Below are 26650 nucleotides of genomic sequence, written 5' to 3'. Positions count from 1 at the left end.
GGTCGTAAGCGCCCGGATTTTGCACGACCGTTAAGCGGCCGAAACACCCGGCGGTCAAGGTGGAGCCACCCCCCCGATGATCATCGTCAGGGACCAGGGATGGGAGTCCACCATTTCCACCAACCACTGGAGTTCGGCGAGTCGTCGGAGCCTGCTGGCCGCCGGTCTGGCCGCGACGTTCGCGGCCACCGTCCCCGCCCCCGCCAAGGCATCACCCGGAGACAGGGGCGGCCACGGCCATCCCAAGCCCGGAAAGTGGGACCACCACCTCAAGTCCACCCCCGACAAACTGCACTGGGGCGGCTACCCGATCGGCTGGACGCCCGGCCTCACGATGAGGTCGGGTCAGACCGTCCGCGTCGACACCCTCTCCCACCAGGGTTTCACCAACTCCGCCGTCCATCCGAACGACTACTTCGGCGCCTTCGGGGTCAGGCCGAAAGAGATCCTTTCCGACGGCCTGGCGTTCTGGCAGACGCTGCCCGAGCGCGAGGCCACGGGCCGGCGCTACGGCGGGCACGTGCTGACCGGCCCGATCTACATCGAGGGCGCCGAGCCCGGCGACACCGTCGCGATCGACATCCTCAACGTCGACACCCGGGTGCCCTACGGCTTCAACAACACCGCCCCGACCAGCGGCGTGATGGCCACGTTCTACCCCGGCTGGCGCGAGGGCGACCAGGGCCTCGACATACCCGCCACCATCCCGCCGGACCTTCCGGCCGGCGTCTGGCCCGACGTCCGCACCCACCTCTACCGGACCGGCATGCACCGGGGTGAGGAGGTCGTCTTCTTCGCCGACGACATCATCATCCCGACCCACAAGTTCATGGGGATCATCGCGGTCGCCTCGCCCACGGGCGAGTTCATCGGCAACACCGAGAACGAGCCGCCGCCGGCCACCGGTGTGCAGAACTCGACGCCTCCGGGCAAGTTCGGCGGCAACATGGACGTCCGCGACCTCAACGTGGGGACGACGCTCTTCCTGCCGGTCTTCCAGCCCGGCGCGCAGATCTTCATGGGCGACCCGCACAGCTGCCAGGGCGACGGCGAGGTCAGCGGCACCGCCGTCGAGCACTCGCTGTCCGGCACGTTCCGCATCACCCTGATCAAGAACGTGGAAACCGAACTGCCGTGGGCCGAGACCGACGACCACTGGATCATGATGGGCATCCACTGGGACCTCGACCGCGCCATGCGGATCGCGGTCGAGAAGACCGTCGACTTCCTCGTCACCACCCAGGGCCTGACCGTCCCGAAGGCCTACTCGTTCGCCTCGATCGCGGTGAACTACCACAACGCCGAGGTCGTCGACCGCACCCAGGTCGTGACCGGCTACATCCCGAAGAGCGTCTTCAAGGGCCGCCGCCACTGATCTGAGACGGGGTGGCGGAGCAGATTCGCTCCGCCACCCGCAAGCGCGAAGCGAAGGGTGGGGCCGACCCCGGACAGCCCCGATCTCACCGGGCCTTAAGACGCGTGTCACCTGTCCGGCGAGTGGCGGAAAAGCGGAGCTGGTGCGATCACTGTGCAACACATTGAGCGCCAGGAGCCGGCATGAGCTATCTCCGCTACGTCGCCGTCGGCGACAGCCAGACCGAAGGACTTCTCGACGGTGACGAGTCGATCGGTTACCGGGGCTGGGCCGATCGGTTCGCCGAGCTGCTCGCCGTCCATCATCCCGGCATCCAGTACGCCAACCTCGCCATCCGCGGCCATCGCAGCTGCCACGTCAGGTCGATGCAGCTCGGCCCCGCCCTGGCGATGCGGCCCGACCTGGTCACCGTGATGGTCGGCATGAACGATCTGGTCCGTCCCGGGTTCGACGTCGACGCGGTGATGGCCGACCTCGACGCCGTCTACGCCGCCTTCGCGAACGCCGGGGCGACCATCCTCACGTTCACCTATCCCGACGTCACCAGGATCTCCGCCATCACCCGGCACCTGCGCCCGAAGCTGCTGGAGTTCAACCGGCGGATCCGTGAGTCGGCGCGGCGGCTCGGGGTGATCGTGGTCGACACCGAGGCGTACGAGATCGGGGTCGACCCGAGGCTCTGGTGCCGGGACCGCGTCCACGCCACCCCGCTGGGGCACTCGCTGATCGCGGCGGGGGCCGCGCACGCGCTCGGGCTGCCGGACTCCGACGAGTCGTGGGCCGAGCCGCTGCCGCCGTTGAAGGCGCCGAAGCGGCTGGCCAGGTATCGGGCCGAACTCGTGTGGGTGGCCACCTTTCTCGGGCCGTGGCTGGTGCGCCGGCTGACCGGGCGGTCGTCGGGCAACGGGCGGTTCGCCAAGCGTCCTGACCTGACCGACGTCGTCATCACCGAGGAGCGAACGCTGCGCTGAATTCGAGCACGGGCGGGTGCGGATTCGTGTAGACCGTTATCTCGAAGTGAGAACAACTCATCCGTTCAGTGATCTCGTTCGCCGAGGCTGCTTCCGTCTGCGGGGGCGCCGATGGGAAGTTCTCGTTCATGCGCGCCGGGCTGGACGTTCACCGGGTTCCGGCGTCGCCTGCGCGACCATTCGCGACGCGTCGCTCGATCTGGCCGAGTACATGAGTAAGTGGCGTGCGTCACACCCCGGCTGACTAGCGAAATTTCCCTATATTTCTATAGCCGCACGGTTACCCCCGCTGTCCGGAAGCGGACGGTTTCCTGTTCCCACTGGGGTGTGAGTCCACGGGAGCGGGAGCACATGGGCCTGATACGCGGCGAACTGATCGACATCGTGGAATGGAACGGCGGGCGGCCGGGCGTCGTCGCCTGGCGATACCACCGGCCGTTCGACGAACTCAAGAACGGGTCCAAACTGATCGTCCGGGAATGGCAGGTCGCCCTGTTCGTACGCGGCGGTCAGATCATCAGAGAATGCCACGCCGGAACCCAGACTCTGCAGACCGGCAATGTGCCGGTGAAAAGCAGACTGCGCGGTTTCCGGTACGGCTTCCGCTCCCCGGAGAAGGCGGAAGTCCACTTCGTCAGCACCCGCAGATTCACCAACCTCAAATGGGGCACCCGGCGTCCCGTCGCGCTGAACGATCCGCGAATGGGCCCGGTCATGGTCGCCGCGCACGGGAGTTTCTCCTTCCGGGTGGTCGACCCGACCGCCTTCCTCAACCAGCTCGTCGCCGGGCAGCCGCTCGTGGTGGCCGAACAGGTCGCCGAGTCGATCAGGGGGCCGCTGCTCCGGCGCCTCACCAGCACGCTCGCGGCCTGGTCGGCGCATCGGCCGGTGCTCGACGTGCTCAACGACGCGGCGCTGGCCGACGAGGTCGCCGCCGCCGTCAACCGCGACCTGGCCGAGCCGGGACTGGAAGTCTGCGACATCGACATAGGGGGGCTGACCAGGCCATATGTTGTGTGATCTGTGTGGTGGCGTGACCGAGTACGTCCCGGGCGCCGACGGCATGCGCTGCCCGTACTGCCAGGCTGTCCAGCCTCTCGCGGTGACCGGACCGGCGGTGCGGCGGCCGGTGGAGACGCTGCGCGGGCGCCTGCCCGTGACCCTCACCGACGAGCATCGGGTGGTCTGCCCCCGGTGCGCGACCGCGTCCACGCCCGCTCTGCTGTCCTCCCGCTGCCCGGCCTGCGAGACGCCGATCGTGCTGGAACTCGGCGGTGAGGTGCGGCCCGGCGCGCTGGCGCCGTTCACCCTCGACCGGGAACTCGCCCTGAACGCCCTCGACCGCTGGGCCGGCGCCCGGTGGTTCGCGCCCGAATCGCTGGCCCGGGTGTCGGACGCCGCGTCCATCACGGCCACGTTCGTCCCGGTCTGGGTGTTCGACCTGGAGACCGTGACCCGCTACGTGGGACGCCGCGGCGACCACTACTACCAGGTCGAGACCTACGAGAGCGGCGGCGAGACCAGAACCCGGTCGGTCCGGCGCACCCGCTGGAGGCAGGCCCGCGGCAAGATCAACCGTCGCTTCACCGACGTCGTCGTACCCGGGGTGAAGCAGCACCGGCCCGCGAGACTGCCCGCCACGACGGTGCCGTTCCAGGCCGAATACCTGTCGGGAGTGGCGACGCTGCGCTACACCGTCCCGCCCGACCAGGCACTCAACCAGGCCAAGACCTCGGTGAAGTCGCACATCCGGACGGCCTGCCTCGCCGACATCGGCGGCGACGAACGACGCCTGAACTCGATGGTGACCACGTATCCCTCGATGGACGGGGATCTGATCCTGCTGCCGTACTGGACCGGAGACTATTCACTCGGCGGGAAGACCTGGCGCTTCACCGTCGACGGGGCGACCGGGGAGGTGCGCGGGAAACGGCCCTACAGCGCCACCAAGCTGACCGCGCCACTCGTCGCGCTCGCGCTGCTCGTGGTGGTGCTCGTGCTGCTCAGCCTGTGATGATCTCGTGAATCACTCTTCTGTATGTCCAGAGCCCGCCCTCGCGGGCCACCCCGGTGCACGAATGACGTGGCGCAGGAGGAGCGTCGTGATCACGCTGCTCACTCCCGTCAGGGCGATCGCGTGGCCGACCGGGAGGAATTCCGCGAACACGCCGAAGACGAGAGGCCCGACCCCTTGGATGGTCATCGTGGCGGTGTTGAGCACCGCGAAACCCTGACCCTGGAGGTCTGACGGGACCGCCTCCAGGAAGCGTCGTTGCAGGCCGAGCAGGTAGGCGGAGCCGACGCCGGTGACGACGTACAGGGCGGCGACGACCGGATGCGGCAGGTCCAGGACGAGCGCGATCGGGGGTGTCCCCATGACCAGCAGCAACGGCAGGACGAGCCGTTCCCGGGTGGCCGGCGCGAACGCCCGCCCCACCACGATGTCCCCGATGAGCATCCCGGCCGACGTGGCCGCCAGAAGGAGCCCGGTCTCCGCCGGACCGAACCCGCGCTGCTCGGAGTAGGGGATGAGCAGGCTGCCCGCCGCGGCCAGATGCGCGGCGGGCAGACACTGCACCATGATCAGCTTGGCGACCCCGGGGGCGGCGAGCAGCGCGGCGTTCCCCTGAAGGGTCCTACGCACGATCGATCCGCCCGTACGGGCCGCCCTCTCGGTGTGCGCCAGGAACAGGCGGCTGATCGCCAACGCGAGCAGATGCGCCCCTGCGGTGACCAGCATCGTCGGCCCCACACCCAGCCATGCGACCAGCGCCCCACCGGCTGCCATGCCCACCAGCTGCGCCGCGACGGCGACGAGGTAGTTCAGCGAACGCCCCAGCACGTAGGTGTCACCGGTGAGGATCTCCGCCAGGACGCGGCCGGCGGCCCCGGTGATGACCGGTGTCAGACAGGCGACCGCGGCGACGAGGAGCAGGCTGAACGCGACCGGGATCCTTCCGGACGCGAGGAGCAGGCCGACCGCGCACTGGAGGGCGTATCCGGTCGTGATGAGGGTCCGAGGCGGGAACCGGTCGGCCATCGCGGCGAGGAACAGGCCGCCGGCGGCCTGGGGGAGGAATCCGATCGTGAACGCGACCGCCGTCAACAGGGGAGAGCTGGTCTGGTCGAACACCAGGACGGCCAGCGCGACGGATCGCAGTGTGTCGGACATGACGCCGAGCAGGCGAGCGGCGAACAGGGCACGGAACTGGGTGACCGCGAAGACCTGGCCATAGGTGGCCTTCGTCGTGAACTCATCGGTCATGGGCTGAGATGCTCCGGATAGCGGCGACGGGCCGGGAGGTCGGCCCTCCGGTCGACGGTCACGTGGTCAGGACGCCGTCGATGTGCGGATCATCCAGGAACTATGCCATCAGATCCCTTGCCGGACCATCGATTAACCGTGCCGCCGGAAGACCTGGGCGGTGCTGCTCGCAGCGCCAGCCGCATGCGTAGAGCCGAGCTGGCGAATGCCCGCACGGTCCCGATCCGCTGCCGCACACACCCCGCCGGATCGGAGCTCTCGGGGGCGGAGACGGCCATGGCGTCGTCTCGGTGATCACCGACAGGTCGGTGTCGTCACCGTCGTGGGCCGGTCGTGGCGCGGATCGGATTCCGCTGTCCTGTCCAAAACGGCATTCGCCGTCGAGGGGGCGCGGAATCACGGTGGCGGCGATCTTCCCCTCACGGCCACGGAGCAGGTCGTCCTCCGTGACGATCCCGCCGCCGCAATCGGCGTAGCGGTCACGGTCTGCGGGCCGCACCCACCACCGGCGGTTCAGCCGCTTTCCGGTGACGATCACCGGCACGAACTCACCGGCCGCCGTATCGCGCACGAGATCGTCGAGCAGGTACGGGAAATGGGGGATCCATGTGCCGTGGCGTTGCCCGCACCTCCCCTGGCCGCGCGTCGGACACGGCTCGGGACTCAGGACGTTGCAGCGAATCATGTGCAGAGAGCGAACGCCGCCCCGGATCTGCAGGTCGCCGCCTTCGGCGATGTATTTCCACGGGAAGTCATCGGTCTGAGCCCAGGGGACGTGGTTGATGAAGTCCCGCTGCGGATCGACGGTCGTCCACGACGGTGTGATGCCGTCGGCGCGAGCCCGCCGGGTCCGCTTTCTCACCGATGAGAGGCCTGCGTAGGCCAACTGAACCTCGTGCCCCACGAGCAGGTCACCGACGCCTTTGACGAGCACATCGGTCCGGCGGCGGCCATCCTTGGCGCGGCTTTCGACGTCGACCCTGAATCCACCGAGTATGGCCGCCTTGGCGATCCGCTCTTTGATCGCCTTGTGCTGATCACTCTCGTTGGATGGATGGTCGCGGACCGCCGGGTTGTGATGAGTGGCGAAGCGCACACCTCGGCGCTCGGTGAGAAACATCCACTCCGGACAGGCTGGCCGCTGATCCCGGCATTCCATGCACTGCAATTGACGTTCGGGAACGGGGAGGTTTCTCTCGCCGAGCAGTTCTTCCCAGAGACCGGGTAATTCCGGATGCCCGAGATCCGGCTCCGTGAGATTGAGCTCGAGGTTGCGACCGACGTGGTAGACGCTGGAGGCCAATACCCGCACACCTCTCTGCACCTAAATAGGCCAAGGAGAAATTGCGCAGTAGCAACTATAAGCCGGTCATTCTGTCTGGCGAAAGCGAGCAGAAGATCGATATCGTATTTGTCGATGCCGGATTTCGGCGCACACGACGCTCGTCCCTCATGAGTGCCTGGAGCCCCATATTGCCTCGCCACGGATTTCAGCCGGTATCTCAAGCCTGGGCTGAGATCGCCCGTCAGCCGAAGACTCGCGCGAACGCCGAATGAACCGGATTGCCGCGAGTCCGGTCCAGCACCGCGAACCTGACCAGGTCGAAGGGTTGCGGCCCCTTGAGAGCCGTGGCGAACGCGGCCGCGACCACCTCGGGGTCGTTGCCGAACACTCCGCACCCCCACGCCCCGAGAACCAGCCTCCGGTGCCCGTGAGCGGCCGCGACGTCGAGCACCCTTGCGGCCCGCGCCTTCAGCAACTCGGGCACCTCCCCGAGCGATGAGCGCTGCGTCTGCCCCATGGCGCGTGCGTTGGGCGCGGCCGAGGTCAGGAACGCCACCCGGTACGGCTCCTTCAGGAAGTCACCCCTGTCGTCCCGGAACACCGGCACGCCGGGGGAGTAGATCACCCGGTCGCTGTACCGGAGGTCTCCCTGCTCACGATGGAACTCGTAGAACGCGCGCGCCGCAGTCAGGCAGGCGTACAGCGCCGACCCCCGGGCGACGCTCTCCTCCTGGGCCTGGGCGCCGTTGAGGAAGCCGCCCCCGGCGTTCTTGGCCGAGGCGAAGACGAGGCAGGCCAGGTCATCGGCGGCCAGCTCGCGGGTGGCCTCCAGTGTGGTCTGGTTGACGACCTCGATCACCGGTGTGCGGTCTCCGCACCGGACGAGCGGCTCGTCCGGCAGGTGGATGCGGGTCTCGGTCCGGTCGACGGTGACCTCGACCCAGCGGCCGGACGGTGCTTTGTATCCGCCGTTCTCGACGACCTCGACGGTTTCGCGGGCGATGGCCCGTAATCGACTGCTCATTTGTCATGATCGTCGCAGTCGGCGAGCCGTCAGCGCGAGCGGATTTCATCCCGTAACGCCCGTGCCACCTGAGCCATCAGCGCCTCCGCCCCGGGCTGCCGCACCGCCGCGACCCGCGACTCCGTCAGCGCCGCGACCGCGAACACCTGGCCGTCGGCGTGCTCGACCACGCCCACCTCGTGCCGCAGGTTGAGCATGGTCCCGGTCTTGGACGACCACGTCGTCAGGTCGGAGGCGAAGTCGGGAGCGAGCCGCTGCCGGAGCACGTTGTCGCCCATCAGCTCCCGCACGCGTTCCGACACCCAAGGGTCGATCTTGGACGGCCGCCACAACGCCGCCAGCAGGTCGACGAACGCGCGGGCGGTGCCCGACGACGCCCGGGTCACGTCGAGCTGGGGAACGGGGTGGCCGCGCCCGGCCGTCGCGCCCTCGATGGCCAGCACGTGGGCCAGGTGGCCGCCGAGGTGCTCGACCGGGCTGTCGGTCAGGTGGCGCAGGGTGTGCCGGACGGAGATGCCGCGCAGCCCGTATTCGTCCAGGAAAGCGGCCACCATCGCGGGCGGGGTCAGGTCGAACAGGGCGTCGCCCGAGGTGTTGTCGCTGACCGTCATGGTCAGCAGGAGCAGGTCGTCGATCGCGATCTCGGCCGGGTGGCGGAAGCGGCTCACGCCGGTCGGGCCGGGGGAGAAGCGGGCGCCGGGGCCGACGGTCAGCCGGGTCGCGCCGTCGAGTTCGCCGCGCCTGATCCGCTCCAGGGTGGCCACGGCCAGCGGGATCTTGACCAGGGAGGCGGTGATGAACTCGACGTCGGGGTCGATGCCGATCTCCTCGCCGGTGAGCAGGTCGCGGACCAGGAACGATCCTCGCAGCCCGCCCTCGTCGAGCATCCGGCGCACCTCACGGATCACGCGTCAAACCCCCAAGCAGGTCGCCACCCGACGCCATCCCCGAACCCGCTCGGCGTCGTCCCCGATGGCGGAAGCGACAGCGTACCCGCGCACGAGCCGGATCTCGCCGATCGGGTGCCAGTCGAGGCCCAGGTCGGCGGCCTGACGGGGGGAGCAGAGCAGCAGGTCGGTCGAGACCATCACCTCGGCGGCGGCGGTCGTCAGCGACGACGCGACGGCGACCTGGGCGGGGAGCAGGCCTGCGGCGTCCCTGATGCGGAAGAGGTGGTCTCTGATGTGCGGTACGTCGTCCTCCGGCTGGACCCAGATCCTCCGCCTGCGGCCGGACCTGTCGGCGCGGGGGGACCGGAGGCTCTCGACGTACACGACCGGAACCGGAGGCCCGGTCACGCCGGCCAGCCCCAGTTCGACCACCCACGTCGCGCCGTCCTCCGGCGTGCCCACCAGGGCGGCTCTGACCTCCCGCGAGCGGGCCAGTTCGGCCCTGATCCCGGCGGCGGCCGGCACCACATCGAGGTGGACGCCCTCCTCGCGCGCCTCCACCGTTAACAGCGCCAGGTCGCGGACCGCGCAGATCTCCGGGACGGCCAGCCGGAGCGGTTTGAGGCGGGACTGCCCGGCCTCCCACTCCATGTCGTCGGCGAGGCGGAGCAGCCGCTGCGCCGAGGGCAGCAGGTCGCGGCCGAAATCGGTGAGCAGCGCGCCGCGCGCGGACCGGTCGAAGAGCTTGCCGCCGAGGTGCTGTTCCAGGGCGGCGATGCGGCGGCTGGCCACCGGCTGGGGGATCTGGGAGGCGGCGGCGCCCTCGGTGAAGCTGCCGCGTTCGCTCACGTTGACGAACACTCTCCAGGCCGCGAGTAGGTCCACGAGCTGGAATTATGCCATGAATGCATAATATAGGCTTCAAGTGTCTTTGACGGTATTTACGCTGACAGAACAGACTCACCGGCATGCTTCCACTCGTGATGTCCCTCGCCCTGCTCTCCGGCGGCCTCACCGCCGCGTCGACCCCGCAGTCGACCTCGGCGGTCGCGGATCTGCGCGCGCTGGAGACCTCCTACCACGGCCGAATCGGGGTGTACGCCATCGACACCGCCACCGGCAGGACGATCGCCTACCGGTCGGGGGAGCGGTTCCCCCTGGCCTCGACCTTCAAGGGCGTGCTCGCGGCGGCCGTCCTGGACAAGAAGCCCGACATCCTCGGCAAGCGGATCCTCATCAAGAAGAAGGACCTGCTCCCGAACTCGCCGGAGACCGAGAAGCACGTCGGTTCGCGCATGACCGTGGCCGCGCTCGCCAGAGCCGCCGTCACCAAGAGCGACAACGCCGCCGCGAACCTGCTGCTCAAGCAGGTCGGCGGCCCCAAGGGCCTGACCCGCTACTTCCGCGGCCTGAACGACCACGTGTCGCGCCTCGACCGCACGGAACCCGGCCTGAACGACTGGACTCCGAAGGACCCCCGCGACACCACCACCCCCGCCGCCATCGCCCGCGATCTCAAGGCCCTGACGGTGGGGACCGCCCTTGACGCCGGTGACCGCCGCATATTCACCGGCTGGCTGGTCGCCAACGAGACCGGCGACAAGCGGATCCGCGCCGGGCTGCCCAAGTCGTGGCGGATCGGCGACAAGACCGGCACGGGCAGCACCTACGGCTCCGCCAACGACTACGCGATCATCTGGCCGAAGGGTTCGACGAAACCGATCATCATGGCGATCTACACCAACCGCACCGCGAAGAACGGCACCGCAGACGAGACCGTCATCGCCAAGGCCGCCACGATCGCGGCCCGTGGCCTCGGGAAACTCTGATGCGCCTGCGTAACATGCCCGCCCTGCTGGTCGCCGGAATCGCCGCCGGGGTGCTCACCGCCGGAATCGGCGTCCCCGTCGGGATCGCCCTCAGCGGCGCCGTCGAGGCCATCGACCTCAGCCCGATGGAACTGAGCGAACCCCCGCTCGCCGAGAAGACCACGCTCCTGGACGCCGACGGCAAGCGGATCGCCCAGTTCTACGACCAGTACCGCGACAGCGTGACCATCGACCAGGTGTCCCCGATCATGCGCACCGCGATCGTGGCCATCGAGGACGACCGCTTCTACGAGCACGGCGCCATCGACCTCGAAGGCACCATCCGCGCCCTGGCCGCCAACCTCAACGCGGGCGGCGTCGCCCAGGGCGGCTCCAGCATCACCCAGCAGTACGTGAAGCAGGTCCTGCTCAACAACGCCCCCACCGACGAGGCGAAGCAGGCGGCGCTCGCGCCGAGCTACGTCCGCAAGCTCAACGAACTCCGCTACGCGCTGTCGGTCGAGGAGAAGTACACCAAGGACGAGATCCTCGGGAAGTACCTGAACATCGCCTACTTCGGCGCGGGCGCGCACGGGATCCAGGCGGCGGCCAAACGCTTCTTCAACGTCTCGGCGTCGAAGCTGACCCTGCCGCAGGCCGCGACCCTCGCGGCGGCGGTCCGGCTGCCGACCTCCACCGACCCGGAGGGCGGCAAGTCCAACCGCGACGAGCTGGTGGCCCGCCGCAACGTCGTCCTCGACCGCATGGCCGAACTCAAGAAGATCACCCCCGCCGAGGCCGCGAAGGCGAAGAAGTCCAAGCTCGGCTACAAGGGCGTCCCGATCCCCGGCGGCTGCGAGACGAGCGACTACCGCTACTTCTGTCAGTACGTCTCCGCCGAGATCCTGGCCGACAAGAGCCTCGGCAAGACCAGGGCGGACCGCGAACGCGTCCTCAAGCAGGGCGGCCTGACCATCCGCACCACCCTGAACGCCACGATGCAGGACGCCGCCCAGAAGGGCATCAAGGCCTACGTCGGCCCGAAGGACGGCCCCGTGGCGGCGCAGGCGCTCGTCGAACCGGGCACCGGCGCGATCCGCGCGATGGCCGCCAGCCGCGACAACCTCGACTACAACGTGGTCGCCGACCGGGCCCACGGGGGACTGGGCGGCGTACAGGCGGGCTCGACGTTCAAGACGTTCACCCTGCTCACCGCGCTGAGCCAGGGCATGCGGCTGAGCGACGGCTTCAACGTCGGCGCCTCCTACACCGCGCCCACGCCCTCGACCTTCACCGACTGCGAAGGGAACGCCGTCGGCGACCCCTCGCACGCCGTGACCAACGACGAGGGCTCGCCCGGCCACACGACGCTGCAGACCGGGACGTGGGGCTCGATCAACACGTTCTTCATGCAGCTGGAAGCCCACGTGGGCCTGTGCGAGACGGTGAAGACGGCCAAGTCGCTCGGCATCAAGCGCGCCGACGGCAAGAAGCTGCAGGAGTACGAGACCTTCACCCTCGGCATCAACGAGATGGACCCGGTCACGGTCGCCACCGCCTACGCGGCGATCGGCGCCCGCGGCAAGTACTGCGCCCCGATGGCGATCACCGCGATCACCGACCGCAACGGCAAGAAGACGACGTTCGAGCCGAAGTGCGAAGACGCCCTCGACCCCGAAGTGGCCGACGCCGCCTCCGACATCCTGTCCGGCGTCTTCACCAAGGGCACTATGTCGAGCGTCGGCGGCATCGGCCGCCCGGCGGCCGGCAAGACCGGCACCAACGACAACCAGTCGAGCGCCTGGTTCGCCGGCTTCACCCCCGACCTGGCCGGAGCGGTCAGCCTGGCCGACCCGCGCGGCGCCAGCACCCACCGCCTGAACAACGTGACGATGGGCGGCCGCTGGTACGGCTCGGTGTTCGGCGCGACCGTGCCGGGCCCGATCTGGAAGGCCACCATGCTCGCGGCCCTGGAAGGGGTGCCCGCGACACCGTTCACGCCGATCAACACGACGAGGTTCGGCGCGCAGCAGGAGTTCGACTACTGGGGCGACCGCCCGTGGGACGAGTACGGCCAGCGTCCCCCGGACGGCTTCAACCCGGACGACCCCGGCACGAACGACCCCGGTGTGACCTCGGTCGACCCCGGCGCGACGGACCAGGGCGGGCCCGATGACGGGAACCAGTCCGACGTGAACCCGTGGGACGGCCGCGGCGGCTGGGGTAACTGACCAGGGCCGACGCTCGCCGGGCTCCGCCTCCTCAGGGAGGCGGAGCCCTCACAGCCCCCGGAAGAACTCGCGAACATCCTGTACGAGCAGCTCCGGCGCCAGGTGCGCCGCGTAGTGGCCGACGGGCTCCTCGTAGGAGTGCCACGAGCGGATGTCCTTGTGGTCGCGCTCGGCGAAGGTGCGCATCGACACGAAGTCGCCCTTGAACATCGCCAGCCCGATCGGCGCCGTGGTCGGCCCGGCCGGCGCCTCGGCCCTGGCGTCCTCGTAGTAGAAGCGGGTGGCCGACGTGGCGGTGCCGGTCAGCCAGTAGAGCATGACGTTGGTGAGGACGAAGTCCGGGTCGAGATCCTCTCCCATGAGCTGGGCGTGCCAGCCGAGCAGCCCGGCGGGCGAGTCGGTGATGGCGTAGGAGAGGGTCTGCGGCTGCTGCGAGTGCAGAATGTTGAACGACATCTTGTTGTCGCGGAACCACGCGAGGACCTTGAGCGCCTCCTGGTCCTCCGGGGTGATCTTCTCGAACTCCGCGGGGTCGCCCGACGGGAACGAGTAGATCTGCGTGACGTGCACGCCGACCACGTGCTCGGGGTCGATCCGGCCCTGCTCCGGCCCGACCATCGACCCGGCGTCGTTGCCGCCCGTGCCATAGCGGTCATAGCCCAGCCGCCGCATCAGCTCGGCCCACGCCTTCGCCGTGCGGAACCGGTTCCAGCCCCGCTCCCTGGTCGGGCCGGAGAACCCGAACCCCGGCAGTGACGGGATCACCAGGTGAAAAGCCTGCTCGCCGGCCGGCGGGTCGGTGAGCGCCTCGATCACGTTCAGATACTCCACGACGGACCCCGGCCAGCCGTGGGTGAGCAGCAGCGGCAACGCGTCCGCACGCGGCGAGCGGACGTGCAGGAAGTGGATGTTCTGGCCGTCGATCTCGGTCGTGAACTGCGGGTGGGCGTTCAGCTTCGCCTCCCATTCACGCCAGTCGTAGGCGTGCCGCCAGTGCTCGGCCAACCGCTTCACATACGCCACCGGCACCCCGTAGTCCCAGTCGGTGTCCGGGATCTGGTCCGGCCACCGGGTGCCGTCCAGCCGATCGCGGAGATCGTCGAGGTCGGCCTGAGGGATGTCGATCCGGAAGGGGGTGATCTCTTCGCTCATGACCGCAACGCTACGGGGGCTTCCGGTCAACCTCTGTCCGGAAGGGGTGGCAATGTGGCGTCCATGCTGGAAACCTCGGCGCGGCTGCTGCGCCTGCTGTCCCTCCTGCAAGCCCGGCGCGACTGGCCGGGCCGCGACCTCGCCGACCGCCTGGGCGTCAGCGACCGCACCGTGCGCCGCGACGTCGACCGCCTACGCGACCTGGGCTACCCCGTCCACGCGAGCCGAGGCACGGACGGCGGCTACCGCCTGGGCGCCGGCACGGCCATGCCTCCCCTGCTCTTGGACGACGAGGAGGCCGTCGCCGTAGCGATCGGCCTGCGCACCGCCGTGGGCGGCTCGATCGCCGGCATCGAGGAGACCTCCGCCCGCGCGCTGACCAAACTGGAACAAGTACTCCCGTCCCGCCTGCGACACCGCGTCGACGCGCTGCGCGCGTCGACCGAACCTGTTCCCGCCGACCGTCCCGGGCCGACCGTGGACGCCGCCGTGCTGTCCACTCTCGCGACGGCCTGCCGGAACCTGGAGCGGCTGAGGTTCGACTATCGCGCCCATGACGGGTCGAGCACGGTGCGCGCCGTCGAGCCGTATCGGATCGTGTCGTGGGGGCGTCGCTGGTATCTCGTCGCCTGGGACGTCGACCGGGACGACTGGCGAACCTGCTCGACCTCGACTTCGACGTGACCGAGCCTCCGGAGCTGATCGAGCACCTGCGCACGCTGGCCGCTCGCTTCACCCGTGCGACCGTCGGCGTGGAACGGGCGCTTCACGGAGCCGGCAAGGAATCCATGTGAGGAGGTGGCCATGTTCTCTCGCTGGATCGTGGCCGGGAGCACTTACCGACCTGATTCAGGAGCCTGAGGTCGTGGAGCGCCATTCGATCCACCACCAGACATGTCTTCTTTCGTACCGTCTGCCAGACCCAGGAGGTCCGCCAGCGCCGTCCGGTCGTTGACGCCGGTCTTCTCGTAGATCGTGTACAGCGTGTTGGCGATCGTCCGGATCGACAGGAAGAGGCGTTCGGCGATCTCGCGGTTGGTGAAGCCCTGCGCGGCCAGGGTCGCCACCTCGCGCTGGCGGGGCGTCATCCCGGGAACGTCAAGATCCATCAACGCGGGTGTCCGGGCGCCCTGGCATCGGCGGGTCAGCGCCCACGCCCGGGTCTCCGCCGCCCGCGCGGCCCGAGTCAGCCCGTCCTCCCGATACCGGCCGGCGGCCCTGGCCGCGCCCTCGGCCGCGTACAGGATGAACCCGATCTCCTCGAAATCAGAGGAGACCTGGTCCAGCTCCTGCCCGGTCGCGGCGGCCGCGTGCCGGGCGAACAGGGCGGCGAGCGGTCCTTCCACTGTCAGCTCGGCCAGCCGGGACGCGACCAGGTCGGCGTGGCCCAATCGCACCACGTCGTGCAGGCCGAAGAGCGCCTGCGACGGGTGCGGGCTGTCCCCGGCCAGCAGGGCGACCTCCACCGCCCCGGCGATGTCGCCGCGCGCCGCCAGTGTCCACGCCCGCGCCAATTGCAGCGGCACGGTCGCGGCGGGACCGGCGGCGACCGTCGCCGTGGTCGCGCGCCGCAGCGTCTCCTCGGCGGCGTCCACGTCACCGAGCAGAGCATGCGCGTGCGCCAACTCCCCCAGGCAGGCGCCGGCGTACACGCTGGTCGGGGGCAACCGGACGGCCGCCTCGGCGGCGCGGGTCAGCGCGTCCCGGACCTGACCGCGCAGGCGCAGGCCCCAGGCCTGAAAGGCGGTGAACTGGACGGCGGTCCGGGTCCAGTGCGCGAACGCGATCTCGTCGTCGAGTGCTTCGGTGGTGAGGCGGTCGACGGCGGGGAGGTCGCCGGTCGTGAAGCAGGCGAGGGTCGCCGCCCAGAGCAGGGACGTGAGCAGGCTGGGGAGCGGGTCCTGTACGAGGCCGAACAGCCGCCGGGCGTCGTCGACCACGGTCAGGGCCTCCGACGCCCGACCGGACGCGGCCAGGACACCGGCGGTGGCGACGGCCTCCGCGCGCCTGGCCTGCTGATCCACCGGCCCGAGCCGCTCGGCTCGCGCGAGGAGTTCCCACGCGGCGGGCAGGTCGCCGGACTGGGCGTGCAGGGTCACGCTGACGATCATGAGCGCGTGTCGTTCGCTGAGACCGGTGATCCGCTCGTCCGCCTCGGACAGCACGGCGAGCCCGTCGTCCAGCCGTCCGAGGCCCCAGGTGAGGTTCATCGCGCGGTTGACCGCGCACGCGGTCACGTCGAAATCGCCGACCCCGGTGTCCCAAGCCTCGCGGAAGGCCGTTTCCGCTTCTTCGTACCGGTCGGCGAACCACAGGATCCGGCCCAGGTCACGCCGCAGGCCGGGCGCCTCGCCGCCGGCGGCGATGGCGGCCCGGCACAGGCGTTCGGCCAGGTCCAGGTCGCGGACGGCGCGGGCCCGCTCGCACGCGGCGGTGAGCAGCGCGGGGTCGCCCGGGTCGCCGCTGTCCAGGCGCCAGACGGCGACGCGGAGCACGTCCTCCCGTCTGCGGGTGCCGACGGCGTCGGCGAGGCGGCGCACGATCGCGCGGGTGCGGAGCGTGCCGCAGCCCTCCCGGATGACCTCGCCGTAGAGCGGGTGCGCGAGCCGTACCGCGAGGTCGGGGTCGACGGTGACGAGCTGCCGGGTCTCCAGATGCTCGGTGACCGGGAGGTCGAGCAGGCCGGCGGGGAGCGGCTCGCCGTACGCGAGGAGTTCCAGCACGTCGCGTTCGGGCGGGGTGAGTTCGCCGAGACGGGCGGCGACGGTCTCGCGCATCGTGGTGGTCAGGGTGACCGGGCCGTGCCACAGCCAGAGGCCGCCGATGTCGCGCAGCACCCCGGAGAGGACGAGTTCGCGCAGATAGAGGGCGTTTCCCTGACTAGTACGCCAGAGCCGCGCCAGGGTGGCCGACTCGATCCGGCCGCCGAGCGCGCCGGTGAGGATCTCCTCCGTCTCACTCAGCGTGAACGGTTCCAGGTCGACCCGGGTGAGCAGGTCGTCCTTCCATAATTCGGACGCCCCGGCGCCGCGCACGGTCGCGAGCACCCGGCCGGGACCGTGCGCGGCCAGATGGTGGACGAGCGCGGCGGACGCGGGGTCGAGCAGGTGTGCGTCGTCAACGACGAGAACATCCGCGCCGATCGCGGACGCGGCCCAGCGGAGCGGATTCCCGGTCGGCGCGACCTCGGGCAGCAGGTGCGCGAACGCGCCGAACGGCAGCTCCGACGCGGCTTCGGTGGCCCGCACCCACGCCACCCCCGACAGCCCTCGGACGGCCTCGGCCACCAGGCGGCTCTTCCCCGCGCCGGACGGACCGGTGACGACCACGCCTCGCGGAGCGGCCCGGATCGCGGCGAGGGGAGAGGATCGGCCGGAGAACGGCCACGTGCTGGGCACCTGCCGAGCGTATTTGAGTAGCCCCTACTCAGGCGAACCGCTTTCGCGCCCGCCAGGCTGACCGGTATGAACATGACCGTGACCACCGACCTCACCGCCCTGGTCAGGGAGAGTCTGGGCGACCCGGCCGCCGAGATCGCGGAGCAGCGGGTCGAGCCGGTCCTTCCGGCCCCGACCATGCTGACCACCGCGGGCCTGCACCGGGTGCGCGGCACCACCACCACCGGCGCGGAGTGGTCGTTCGTCGCGAAGTCGGTGCATTCGGCCCAGCACTGGCCCGGTCTCGTCATGATTCCCGAAGACCAGCGCGCGGGTTTCGTCCAGAACTTCCCCTGGCGTACGGACATCGACGCCTATCTCGCGAACGAGCCGCTGCCCGCGGGCCTGCGGATGCCGCGTCTCCACCGCCTGGACGACCTGGGCGACGACCGCCTGGTCGCCTGGATGGAGGACGTGCGCACCGTGCCCGAGCCGTGGGACCTGGCCCGGTACGCGCGCGCCGCCGCGCTGCTCGGCGAAATGGCGGCGAGCCGCCCGTCCGCGTACAACGACAGCGTCGGCCTGCGGGTGATCGGCGACGGCCCGCTGCCGCAGCTGTGGCTGCCGGCGCTGCGAGACGACTCCACCTGGACGCACCCCTTGGTAGCCCCGTTCGCCGATGACCGGCTCAGGTCCGACATCCTCGCCCTCGCCGCCCGGTATGGCGAACTGCTAGCCGAGCTGGCCCGGCTGCCGCACACCCGCGTACACGGCGACGCCGCCCCGCAGAACCTGCTGGTCCCGGCGGACGGCTCGGCCGAGTTCGTGGTGATCGACTGGAGCTGGGGCAGCCCGGCCGCGATCGGGTTCGACCTCGGTCAGCTCATCGTCGGCCTGGCCCACGACGGTAAGATCGAACCCGCCGACCTGCCCGCCATCCACGAGACGATCCTGGACGCCTACGGCGGCGACAAGGACCAGGTCAGGCTCGGGTACACGGGCTCGATGGTGCTGCGGTCGCTCTGGTCGGCCCTGCCCTTGGATCATCTGGCGGACGAACCGACCCCCGAACTCGGCGAACTGTTCCGGCGGCGGATCGGGATGGCCCGCTTCATCGCGGACCTCGGCCTGGCCGATCGGTAACGAGAACCCGACGGACCTGCCGCCCGCGACCCGGCAGGTCCGGGTGCATCTCTGGCCCGTGGCGATGCCGTAGATCTCCTGTAGCCCAAGGACAGATGGCACCCGGTCGTCGGCAGTGAGCTTTTCACGCTCGATCTGCCCCTTGATGTCTGTCCTCATACACCTGGAGCTAGCGGTCGCTTACTCGAACACAAAGCCTCGCTTGCGGAGCTGCGGAAGCATGTGAAGTGACGCATTTGTGGTCGTCCCACCACAGTCAGTTGAGTACTTTTGCTCCCCGTTCTTGGCGAGTTCGCCTCCCCTTGCGATCACCAGCCAACTTCGGGGAAATCACGCGGTGGCATCCGGAGGCCGCGACACAGCCACGATTTCCACCATGCCGTCGAGCCCGACGAAGTCCTTCGGATTGGCTGTATACAGGGGAAGCCCGTTGCTCGCGGCGATCGCAGCGATCATCAGATCGGCCGCCCTGCTACGCGGCTGTCGGCCGGCCGCGCGGACGGCCGCACAGATCTGGCCGTACATACGCGCGGCTTCGTCGTCATAGGGCAGCGCGTCGAATGTGGCCTCTACATGCTGAAGAACCGCCATACGTCGAGCACGCCTGATCGGATCGGTCGTCGCATGCGGCGCATCTGACAGCTCACCGAGGGTCACAGCGGTGATGAGACCCGCCTGCGGAAGTTCAGCTGCTTCATAGAGAGACAGCACAGCCACGATGTTCGTGTCCAGTACGCCTTCCTCATGTCTCACAGACCGGTCCCCTCCAGCGGATCGTCAGGCAACCCTTGATCGATACCGGCGTCCAGATCCGCGCGCAGCTCATCGACATCCAGGGCAGGCGCGCCGGCGAAGATCGCCAGTACCTCCGTCATGGGCACAGCACGCCGACGCTTGATGGGAACAACATCGGCGAGGGGCTCGCCATTGATCGTCAGCACATACCGCTGCCCTCGCCGCAGTCCTCGCGTCACGCTTCCCGAGTCACTGACGAATTGCCGCACGCTGACGTCCACTGGCTGAGACTTCCCGCTCATCACTCGCCCTCCCTCCGTACCACCCCGTACCACGCTAACAATTAAACCCGCCGACGGCGGTCGCGTCACCCCAAAGAGAAGCAACCGCTTCACAGAGGCCCGGCCCGGGCTGGAGGTCGCTCATCCGAGCGCAGCGAGCCCCGTCTTGGGAACGCCGACATTGTGCCGTCTCGTGGACATTCAGGACGAGCAACGCAAGCCTTCGCCGGGCTTGTTTCCCAAACCCTGTGGTGCGGCTTGGAGCCCCTCATTCGAGCGAAGCGAGCTCAACCCGAGCGAAGCGAGGCCTTGCCAGGGAGCGCGAGGGGCGGAGCCCTGGCCAGGAGCGCAGCGATCCGGAGCGACAGCGACGCCGGGATGCGTCGGCGGCCAGGGGGCGCGCGAAGGGGGCGCAGCCCTCTCGATATCGGGGGGTTCGGGGGTCGTCCCCCCGTATGCACGAACGAGAGAGGCCCGTGGCCGGTGCCCCGAAGGGGCAACAACCACGGGCCATCCCGAGCGAGTGGAGCTAACGGTCGCTTACTCGAACTCTGGGCAGATCAAAGATCTGTGCTGCGGTATACAGCCCTAGCCTCTCGGTCTCCTACGTGGTCACTCACACCGGCCCCATGGGGTCGCAGTGCGTGGCCGCAGACGACGTTGGCTTGAGGTGCGGGGTCAGTGCTGTGTGGCGAACATGTCCTCGATCTCCTTGACCACAAGGTCGGGACGTTCCGTCGGCACCTCGTGGGACGTGCCCTCGGCGGTGACGAGCTTTCGGTTGGGCGCCGCCCGGACGAACGAAACGGCGGCATCACGCCAGCGCTGGGCGTCCAGAGGAGACCCCTCGAACGGAGTCTTCTCCGAGACGATGACCGTCGCCGGCACCGAGTCAGGCCACGTCACCTTGTGGAACGCCTCGTGCGCTGCGGCGAAGCCCTCCGCAGTGGAGATGAGCTGGCGGTTCTCCGGCTTCTCGGGGTTCTTCCTGGCCGCGTCGACCTCCGGCTGGGTCGCGGCTACAAGGCGGGGAATCTCCTCGTCGGTGAAGAATTGAGGGAGATTGGCGTCGACCAGGACCGCACCGGAGAGCATCTCGGGGTTGTCCTGGGCGAGGTGGTTCGCGATCTCGCCGCCCTGGGAGTGGGCCACCAGGGTCACGTCCTTGGTGATGCCCAGTTGCTTGAGCCCCGTCTTGAGGTCGCTGACAGCGCTCTCAACCTTCCACCTGCCGGGCACCACGTCGCTCTTGCCGAGACCGGCCCGGTCATAGGTGATGACGGTGGCTCCGGTGGCTTCGTGAAGCCGGGGAACGATGTCCTTCCATTGTGAGGAGGACTCGCCGCCGCCCGAATCCAGGACGATGGTGGAGCTGTTGCCCTGGGTGACGTAGAACGCCACTCGGTGACCGTCATTGTCGATCATGTGCAGCTTCGCTCCGGCTACCTGGCTGGTCTCGGGTGATACGGATGAGGTGGCGTACGGAGAGATCGAGGGCTTGGAGGCGGAGCCCGGGTCACTGCAGGCCGTGACGGCACCGACAGTCACAGCCAGCAGAGCAAGGGTCGGCAGCGCCCGGTTGACGGACCGGCGGTTGGGCGTGATGGGGGACATGACTGATCCTCTGGGATACGGGTGCTGTTGTGGGGATTGCGTCACCCATCATTCGGTGGCTTGATTGATCACAGAATCCGGCGGGCAGGCGTATGAGCGGTACGGCTGGGGCGCCCGTGCCCGGTAGGGACAGCCCCCGCGAACGATGCCTGGACTGTGCCCGCGTATGCGCACCACCCCGACCGGGGCTCGTGGCGCTGGCCGAAATGGGCAGGTCTGGCTGTACTCGGTCATGGACTTGGTGACAGTCGGCTGATGGGCGGTCGCCCGCCGAGGGCTGAGTGCGGGCGGGTGGTGATGTTCCCCGGCTTCCGTGGAGTCGCTTTGCTTGACTTGTATGCCATGGACCCCTCGAGAAGAGGTCGGCATGCCACGCAGGGGCTACCCGCCGGAGTTTCGCCGCAAGGTATTGGATCTGGTCGAGGCCGGACGGCCCGTCCGGGACATCGCCCGCGATCTGGGGATCAGTGAGCAGACGATCTACGTCTGGCGCAAGCAGGACCTGATCGACACCGGGCGGCTCCCCGGAGTGACCACGACCGAGCAAGCTGAGTTGCTGGCCGCCCGCAAACGGATCCGGGAGCTGGAGACCGAACTGGCCGTCACCCATCGGGCGATCGAGCTGGTGCGAGAGGTGGTGCCCCCAAAAGACGGTTCGAAGCCATCGCGGTGATGGCCGATGAGGCCTGCCGGTCCAGGTCGCCTGCAGGGTGCTGAACGTCTCCGAATCGGGCTACTTCGCCTGGCGGAACCGGCCCCCGTCACCCCGGTCGCTGCGTCACGCGTGGCTGACCGAGCGGATCCGGCAGATCCACGCCGCCTCCCGCGGCACCTACGGATCGCGGCGCGTCCACGCCGAGCTCAAACTCGGCAGCGGCCTGATCCTCGCCTACCACACGGTCGAAATGCTGATGCAGCGCCAAGGCATCCGCGGCCTGCCCGGCAACCCGCGAGGGCGCCGGCCGGTCCAGCAGGTCCCCACCGCCGCCGACCTGGTCGACCGGGACCTCCACCGGGACGCACCCAACACGTTATGGGTCACCGACATCACCGAGCACCCCACCCGCGAAGGCAAGGTCTACCGCTGCGTCGTCCTGGACGTCTACTCCCGCCGCGTGGTGGGCTGGTCCATCGACTCCACCCAGACCTCCGCGCTGGTGACCAACGCGCTCGGGATGGCCATCCACAACCGCACCCCGCACCCGGGTGCGCTGATCCACTCCGATCATGGGACGCAATTCACCTCCTGGGCGTTCACCCGCCGCGCCCAAGACTCCGGACTCGTCCCCTCCATGGGGTCCATCGGCGACTGCTTCGACAACGCCGTCATCGAGTCCTTCTGGGGCCGCATGCAGGTCGAACTCCTCAACCGCCGGCGCTGGAGGACCCGCATCGAACTCGCCAACGCGATCTTCGAATACCTCGAGATCTTCCACAACCGCCAACGCCGCCACAGCGCCCTGGGCATGCGCACACCCGTCGAATACGAGATGCTCTACCCAACCCGCCAACCGGCATAGAGTCCAGCAACCCGACTCCGCCCAACACGGGGAACATCAGAGCCTCCATCAGACCCGGACCGCTTCAGTGTCCGCGACTGGTTTCCGGCCGAGGGCGATCCACATGACGATCAGTGTGTAGGCGCCGAGTAGGGCGAGCCCGGCCCACCAGGGGAGCGGGAAGTAGCCTGCCGACGGCGCGTAGTGCGCGGTCACGTGCGGGTACTCTGTCATCGTCTGCTGGACGGCGAAGCCGGCGGCGGGGGTGAGCCGCAGCAACCATTGCGAGAAGGGGTCGGGCAGCAGCGGGAGCGTGGCGATCGTGTAGGGCAGGGCGATCAGTGACAGTCCGATGAGAATCGCTGTCCAGCCGCGGCGCAGCCGCAGACCGAGTCCGAAGGTGAGGATCGCGCAGAGGGCGAGCGCGACGGCGAGGCCGGCGACCACGCGGGTGCCGGTCAGGAAGGGCGGCGGCGATACCGCGATGCCGTTGCCCTTCAGGATCGCCATACCCGTCGGCACGAGGATACCGACGGCCACGAGGCCGGTGGCGAAGGTCGCCGCGCCGAGGATGGTCGCCCGCGCGGCGATCACTCGCCGGGATGGCGTCTGGCGGGCTGTGCGGGTGCCGTGGCGGGCCGCGACGATGAGCACGATGATCAGGCCGATTGGGAGCCCGAGCAGGAGGGTCTTGACACTTTCGTCGCTGTGCGGCCTGATGTCGCCGCTGCCGCTGACCGTGATGGCGCCATCCTTCTCCACGGCTCCCGACGGGTGCTGTCTCTCCCAGTCCGTTTTGATCTCGCCGCCGACCGGTTCGTTGTGCCACTTGCCGGTGGCGGCACCGTCGACGGTGACGTTGTCGAAGACGCCGACGGCTTGGGTGTGCCGGGCCTGCCCCATGGTGGCGCCAAGACCGACCTTGCGGAGTGTGAGGTCGTTGGGGGAGGTGGCGAAGAGGCCGACCTGGACGTTTTCCGGCAGCCCGTGGAGCTTCGAAGTGGCGACGTTGTGCCATTGCTTGCCGTCGGTGGACTCGGCGCCGGTGATGTTGTCGCCCGAGCGGGTCAGGCGCAGCCAGCGAGGGGACTGCTCCGAGACGCCACCTGCGCGTCCGGCGAGGTCGTGCGTGTAGTTGTACTGGAACCGTACGCCGTGGCTGCCGGTCATCAGGAGCGCCGCGTACTGCGAGCCCGGCCGCACACCGTCCTTGATGAGGATGCCGGCTTTCGCCCACGGCACCAGCCCGGGCACGATCTGGTCGTGGTTCGGCGGCGGATAGGTGATCGTCCCGGTCATCGAGGTGAGCCGGACCGTGATGCTGCCCTCGCGGCCCAGGTCGCGATGGAGGAACGAGAACTTGTCTCTGACGACGACTCCGCCGCCAGAGACAAGTTCCGGGCAGGGACCGCCGCAGTCCGAGCGGTTGCCGGCGGCGAGCAGCAGGCCCACCGCGATCACGATGAGCCCGGCGGCGGCCAGGGCGATCAGCCTGCCTGGGCGACGAAACGCGGTCCACTCGGATCGCATGGGTTGGGTCGTTGACATGGCGTCGGTTCTACAGATCGGCCCATAACGCGGCCCGAAGCGGCGTTGTCATGCTGTTGTTAAGTCCTCCAGGGCATGCTGGAGACATGATCGGGCTGCGCAGCGGGACCGTCGGGCTACGGTTCACCATCTTGTACGCCGTCGTGTTCCTCCTTTCGGGCTTCGGCCTACTGGGCCTGACCTTCCTGTTTTCCCGTGACCGCAAGAGCAACGGCCCCGCTGGGGATCCCTCCGGCCAGGCGCAGCAGCGCATCTGGCAGCTGGAGGAGCAGCTGGCCGCCGTGCACGAGCAGCAGACCCGCCAACTCCTGGCCGGCGCGTTGATTGCGCTGGCCGTGATGGCGGTCGTTTCGCTGCTGCTCGGGCGAGTGCTGGCCAGGCGCGTGCTGAGGCCGTTGCGACTCATCACGAGCGCCACGCGGCGCATCTCCGCCGACAGCCTGGACCGGCGGCTGGCCGTCACCGGCCCTGCCGACGAGGTGAAAGACCTCGCCGACACCATCGACGAGCTGCTCGAACGGCTGGAGGCGTCGTTCGCCGCGCAGCGCCGCTTCGTCGCCAACGCCTCCCACGAGCTGCGCACGCCGCTGGCGACGATGCGCGCGTCGCTGGACGTCGCGGTCGCCAAACCCGACCCGGCCGCCTCGACGGTGACGCTTGCGGACCGGGTGCGTACGCAGCTGGATCGGGTCGATCACCTGCTCGACGGGTTCCTCGTGCTGGCCCGGGCGCAGCACGGCGCGCTTGCGGACACCGTCCCGGTCGAGCTTGGCGACCTCATCGGCGCGGCGCTGCGCGAAAGGTTTGCCGACATGCGGGCCAAAGGGCTGAGCGTGACGGTGGACGTGCCACCGCGGATGGCGATCCAGGGCAGCCCGGCACTGCTGGCGCGGCTTGTGGGCAACGTCGTGGACAACGCCGTGACGCACAACGAGGACGGCGGATGGATCGAGATCACCGGGTCCGCGGGCGAGGCGCAGATGGTGTTGGCCGTCGAGACCGGCGGGTGCCTCCTCGACCAGCGGGAGGTCGACCGGCTGACGCAGCCGTTCGAGCGGCTCGGGGTCGAGCGTACCGGCTCCTCCGGACTGGGTCTGTCCATTGTGGCCGCGGTCGCCGCCGCGCACAGGGGCCGGCTCGTGCTGCTCGCCCGGCCCGGGGGTGGCCTGCGCGTGTCAATCATGCTTCCGGTTGCCAGGGTGCCGGTGGCGGCATGAGGGTCCTCGTCGTCGAAGACGATCACGCCCTGGCCGAAGTGATCGCCGAAGGGCTGCGCGACCAAGGGATGGCCGTCGACCTCGCCCACGATGGGCTGGCCGCCGCAGCCAAGCTCGACCTCGCCTCGTACGACGTGGTGGTCCTGGATCGGGATCTGCCCGGCCTGCACGGTGACACAGTGTGCCAAATGATTACGGACCGGGCGGCCCGGCCGATGGTGCTGATGCTGACCGCGGCGAGCGCGCCCGGCGACCGGGTCAGCGGGCTGACCCTCGGCGCGGACGACTATCTCGCCAAGCCCTTCCACTTCCCGGAACTCGTCCTGCGCGTTCACGCCCTGGCCCGCCGCAAGCCTGACGCGCGGCCCCGGACGCTGCGCGCGGCCGGGATCGAACTGGACCCGGTCCGCCGCATCGCCGTTCGCGACGGGCGACAACTGGTCCTCTCGGTGAAGGAGTTCGCCGTGCTGGAGGCGCTGCTACGGACCAGCCCTGGCTTTCTGAGCGCCGAAACCTTGCTCGAACAGGTATGGGACGAAAACGCCGACCGGTTCACGAACACCGTCGCGGTGACGATAGGCCGACTGCGGCGCAAACTCGGCGACCCGCCGCTCATCGCGACAACGCCCGGAATCGGCTACCACATCGCCTAGTGAGCCGGTCTTGAGTGCTTGTATCGCCACCTGAGTCGCGTTCTGTTTCAGATCGTGGGTTCAGGCGTGACAGCGGCCGGTGGCCGGGGTGTGCTGGTGGGTGTGAGTGACAACCGGTTGACGCCGCTGGTGCTGTCGCAGGCCGAGCGGTCGACGTTGGAGAACTGGGCGAAACGGCGATCGACCGCGCAAGGCCTGGCCATGCGGGCGCGGATCGTGCTGGAGTGCGCGGAAGGCCGCAGCATCCTGGCGGTGGCGGCGCGATTAGGGGTGGCCAGGAACACCGTCAGCCGGTGGCGGTCACGGTTCCTGGCCCGGCGCCTGGACGGCCTGTCCGACGAACCGCGCCCCGGCGTGCCCCGCTCGATCAGCGACGCTCAGGTCGAACAGGTCGTCGTCCGCACCCTGGAGGAGGTGCCCGAAGGTTCCACCCACTGGTCCAAGCGGGAACTGGCCAAACAGGTCGGGATCTCCCCGACCAGCGTGCAGCGGATCTGGAAGGCGTTCGGGCTGCAGCCGTGGCGGAGCGAGGACTTCAAGATCTCCACCGATCCGCTGCTGATCGACAAGATCCGGGACGTC

The 26650-nt window shown here is 69.1% G+C and carries 21 protein-coding genes and 2 pseudogenes; 12 read left to right on the top strand and 11 right to left on the bottom strand.

Translation table 11 applies throughout. The annotated features are described in order from the left end of the window. Positions 1–76: 76 nt before the first annotated feature. The 4 genes from AW272_RS24700 to AW272_RS24685 all read left to right on the top strand — a co-directional run bounded on the left by AW272_RS24700 (position 77) and on the right by AW272_RS24685 (position 4360). Positions 77–1375: an acetamidase/formamidase family protein gene (locus tag AW272_RS24700; RefSeq protein ID WP_066369667.1), complete on the top strand. Its 1299-nt coding sequence runs from the start codon at positions 77–79 to the stop codon at positions 1373–1375. 182 nt (positions 1376–1557) lie between these two features. Continuing rightward, positions 1558–2346 carry an SGNH/GDSL hydrolase family protein gene (locus AW272_RS24695; RefSeq protein ID WP_066369666.1) on the top strand — a complete coding sequence of 263 codons (789 nt, stop codon included), beginning with the start codon at positions 1558–1560 and terminating at the stop codon, positions 2344–2346. A 351-nt stretch (positions 2347–2697) separates the two neighbouring features. Then, the gene (locus AW272_RS24690; protein ID WP_066369663.1) at positions 2698–3366 is read left to right on the top strand and encodes an SPFH domain-containing protein; all 669 of its coding nucleotides are present in this window, start codon (positions 2698–2700) and stop codon (positions 3364–3366) included. A gap of 13 nt (positions 3367–3379) precedes the next feature. Continuing rightward, positions 3380–4360: a hypothetical protein gene (locus tag AW272_RS24685; protein ID WP_083958636.1), complete on the top strand. Its 981-nt coding sequence runs from the start codon at positions 3380–3382 to the stop codon at positions 4358–4360. Between the two features lie 12 nt (positions 4361–4372). Here the strand turns inward: AW272_RS24685 and AW272_RS24680 are convergent, their stop codons facing one another. From AW272_RS24680 to AW272_RS24660, 5 genes are all read right to left on the bottom strand, one after another. Continuing rightward, complete coding sequence (locus AW272_RS24680; protein WP_066369655.1) at positions 4373–5611, bottom strand: MFS transporter; 1239 nt, start codon at positions 5609–5611, stop codon at positions 4373–4375. A gap of 100 nt (positions 5612–5711) precedes the next feature. After that, positions 5712–6923, bottom strand: coding sequence for a competence protein CoiA family protein (locus tag AW272_RS24675; protein WP_157518753.1), 1212 nt, complete (start codon positions 6921–6923; stop codon positions 5712–5714). 214 nt (positions 6924–7137) lie between these two features. Beyond that, positions 7138–7920 (bottom strand): TIGR02452 family protein, encoded by a 783-nt coding sequence (locus tag AW272_RS24670; protein WP_066369652.1) that lies wholly within the window; start codon positions 7918–7920, stop codon positions 7138–7140. Positions 7921–7949: 29 nt separating this feature from the next. Then, positions 7950–8828, bottom strand: coding sequence for a serine hydrolase (locus AW272_RS24665; protein ID WP_500779141.1), 879 nt, complete (start codon positions 8826–8828; stop codon positions 7950–7952). 3 nt (positions 8829–8831) lie between these two features. Then, positions 8832–9695, bottom strand: a complete 864-nt coding sequence (locus AW272_RS24660; protein ID WP_066369649.1) for a LysR family transcriptional regulator — start codon at positions 9693–9695, stop codon at positions 8832–8834. Between the two features lie 83 nt (positions 9696–9778). Between AW272_RS24660 and bla the strand changes: the two genes are divergently transcribed. Then, positions 9779–10639 carry a class A beta-lactamase gene (gene bla, locus AW272_RS24655; RefSeq protein WP_066369647.1) on the top strand — a complete coding sequence of 287 codons (861 nt, stop codon included), beginning with the start codon at positions 9779–9781 and terminating at the stop codon, positions 10637–10639. Then, entirely contained in the window at positions 10639–12849 is a 2211-nt protein-coding gene (locus tag AW272_RS24650; protein WP_083958635.1) for a transglycosylase domain-containing protein, read from the top strand. The genes bla and AW272_RS24650 overlap by 1 nt, the downstream gene beginning before the upstream one ends. 48 nt (positions 12850–12897) lie before the next feature. Here AW272_RS24650 and AW272_RS24645 read toward each other — a convergent pair whose 3' ends face one another. Continuing rightward, positions 12898–14001 (bottom strand): epoxide hydrolase family protein, encoded by a 1104-nt coding sequence (locus tag AW272_RS24645; protein ID WP_066369644.1) that lies wholly within the window; start codon positions 13999–14001, stop codon positions 12898–12900. A 63-nt stretch (positions 14002–14064) separates the two neighbouring features. Here AW272_RS24645 and AW272_RS24640 point away from each other — a divergent pair. Then, positions 14065–14661 (top strand): annotated as a pseudogene (locus tag AW272_RS24640) (helix-turn-helix transcriptional regulator); the annotation flags it as partial. A gap of 176 nt (positions 14662–14837) precedes the next feature. On the opposite strand, the gene AW272_RS24635 reads toward AW272_RS24640, so the two are convergent. Next, entirely contained in the window at positions 14838–17399 is a 2562-nt protein-coding gene (locus AW272_RS24635) for a LuxR family transcriptional regulator (RefSeq protein WP_157518752.1), read from the bottom strand. 66 nt (positions 17400–17465) lie between these two features. On the opposite strand from AW272_RS24635, the gene AW272_RS24630 reads away from it, so the two are divergent. Beyond that, positions 17466–18521: a phosphotransferase family protein gene (locus AW272_RS24630; RefSeq protein WP_157518751.1), complete on the top strand. Its 1056-nt coding sequence runs from the start codon at positions 17466–17468 to the stop codon at positions 18519–18521. Positions 18522–18851: 330 nt separating this feature from the next. Here the strand turns inward: AW272_RS24630 and AW272_RS24625 are convergent, their stop codons facing one another. From AW272_RS24625 to AW272_RS24615, 3 genes are all read right to left on the bottom strand, one after another. Beyond that, entirely contained in the window at positions 18852–19232 is a 381-nt protein-coding gene (locus AW272_RS24625) for a type II toxin-antitoxin system VapC family toxin (RefSeq protein ID WP_245657706.1), read from the bottom strand. Between the two features lie 38 nt (positions 19233–19270). Then, positions 19271–19537: a type II toxin-antitoxin system Phd/YefM family antitoxin gene (locus AW272_RS24620; RefSeq protein ID WP_157518750.1), complete on the bottom strand. Its 267-nt coding sequence runs from the start codon at positions 19535–19537 to the stop codon at positions 19271–19273. A 678-nt stretch (positions 19538–20215) separates the two neighbouring features. After that, positions 20216–21151, bottom strand: a complete 936-nt coding sequence (locus AW272_RS24615) for an alpha/beta fold hydrolase (protein WP_066369633.1) — start codon at positions 21149–21151, stop codon at positions 20216–20218. 367 nt (positions 21152–21518) lie between these two features. Between AW272_RS24615 and AW272_RS24605 the strand changes: the two are divergent. Beyond that, positions 21519–22671: pseudogene (locus tag AW272_RS24605) on the top strand (IS3 family transposase). A gap of 48 nt (positions 22672–22719) precedes the next feature. Here AW272_RS24605 and AW272_RS24600 read toward each other — a convergent pair. Continuing rightward, positions 22720–24180, bottom strand: a complete 1461-nt coding sequence (locus tag AW272_RS24600; protein WP_218011045.1) for a DUF1349 domain-containing protein — start codon at positions 24178–24180, stop codon at positions 22720–22722. Between the two features lie 104 nt (positions 24181–24284). On the opposite strand from AW272_RS24600, the gene AW272_RS24595 reads away from it, so the two are divergent. The 3 genes from AW272_RS24595 to AW272_RS24585 form a co-directional block, all read left to right on the top strand. Next, positions 24285–25415, top strand: a complete 1131-nt coding sequence (locus AW272_RS24595; protein WP_066369620.1) for a sensor histidine kinase — start codon at positions 24285–24287, stop codon at positions 25413–25415. Then, positions 25412–26068 (top strand): response regulator transcription factor, encoded by a 657-nt coding sequence (locus tag AW272_RS24590; RefSeq protein ID WP_066369618.1) that lies wholly within the window; start codon positions 25412–25414, stop codon positions 26066–26068. Before AW272_RS24595 ends, AW272_RS24590 begins: the two co-directional genes overlap by 4 nt. A 66-nt stretch (positions 26069–26134) precedes the next feature. Beyond that, positions 26135–26650, top strand: a 516-nt coding sequence (locus tag AW272_RS24585) for an IS630 family transposase (protein WP_218011044.1), incomplete at its 3' end; no start/stop codon positions are given.

Origin of the sequence: Herbidospora mongoliensis (genome assembly GCF_001570545.1) — a bacterium.
Lineage (GTDB): Bacteria > Actinomycetota > Actinomycetes > Streptosporangiales > Streptosporangiaceae > Herbidospora > Herbidospora mongoliensis.
This window is presented reverse-complemented; position numbering and strand designations above follow the sequence as displayed.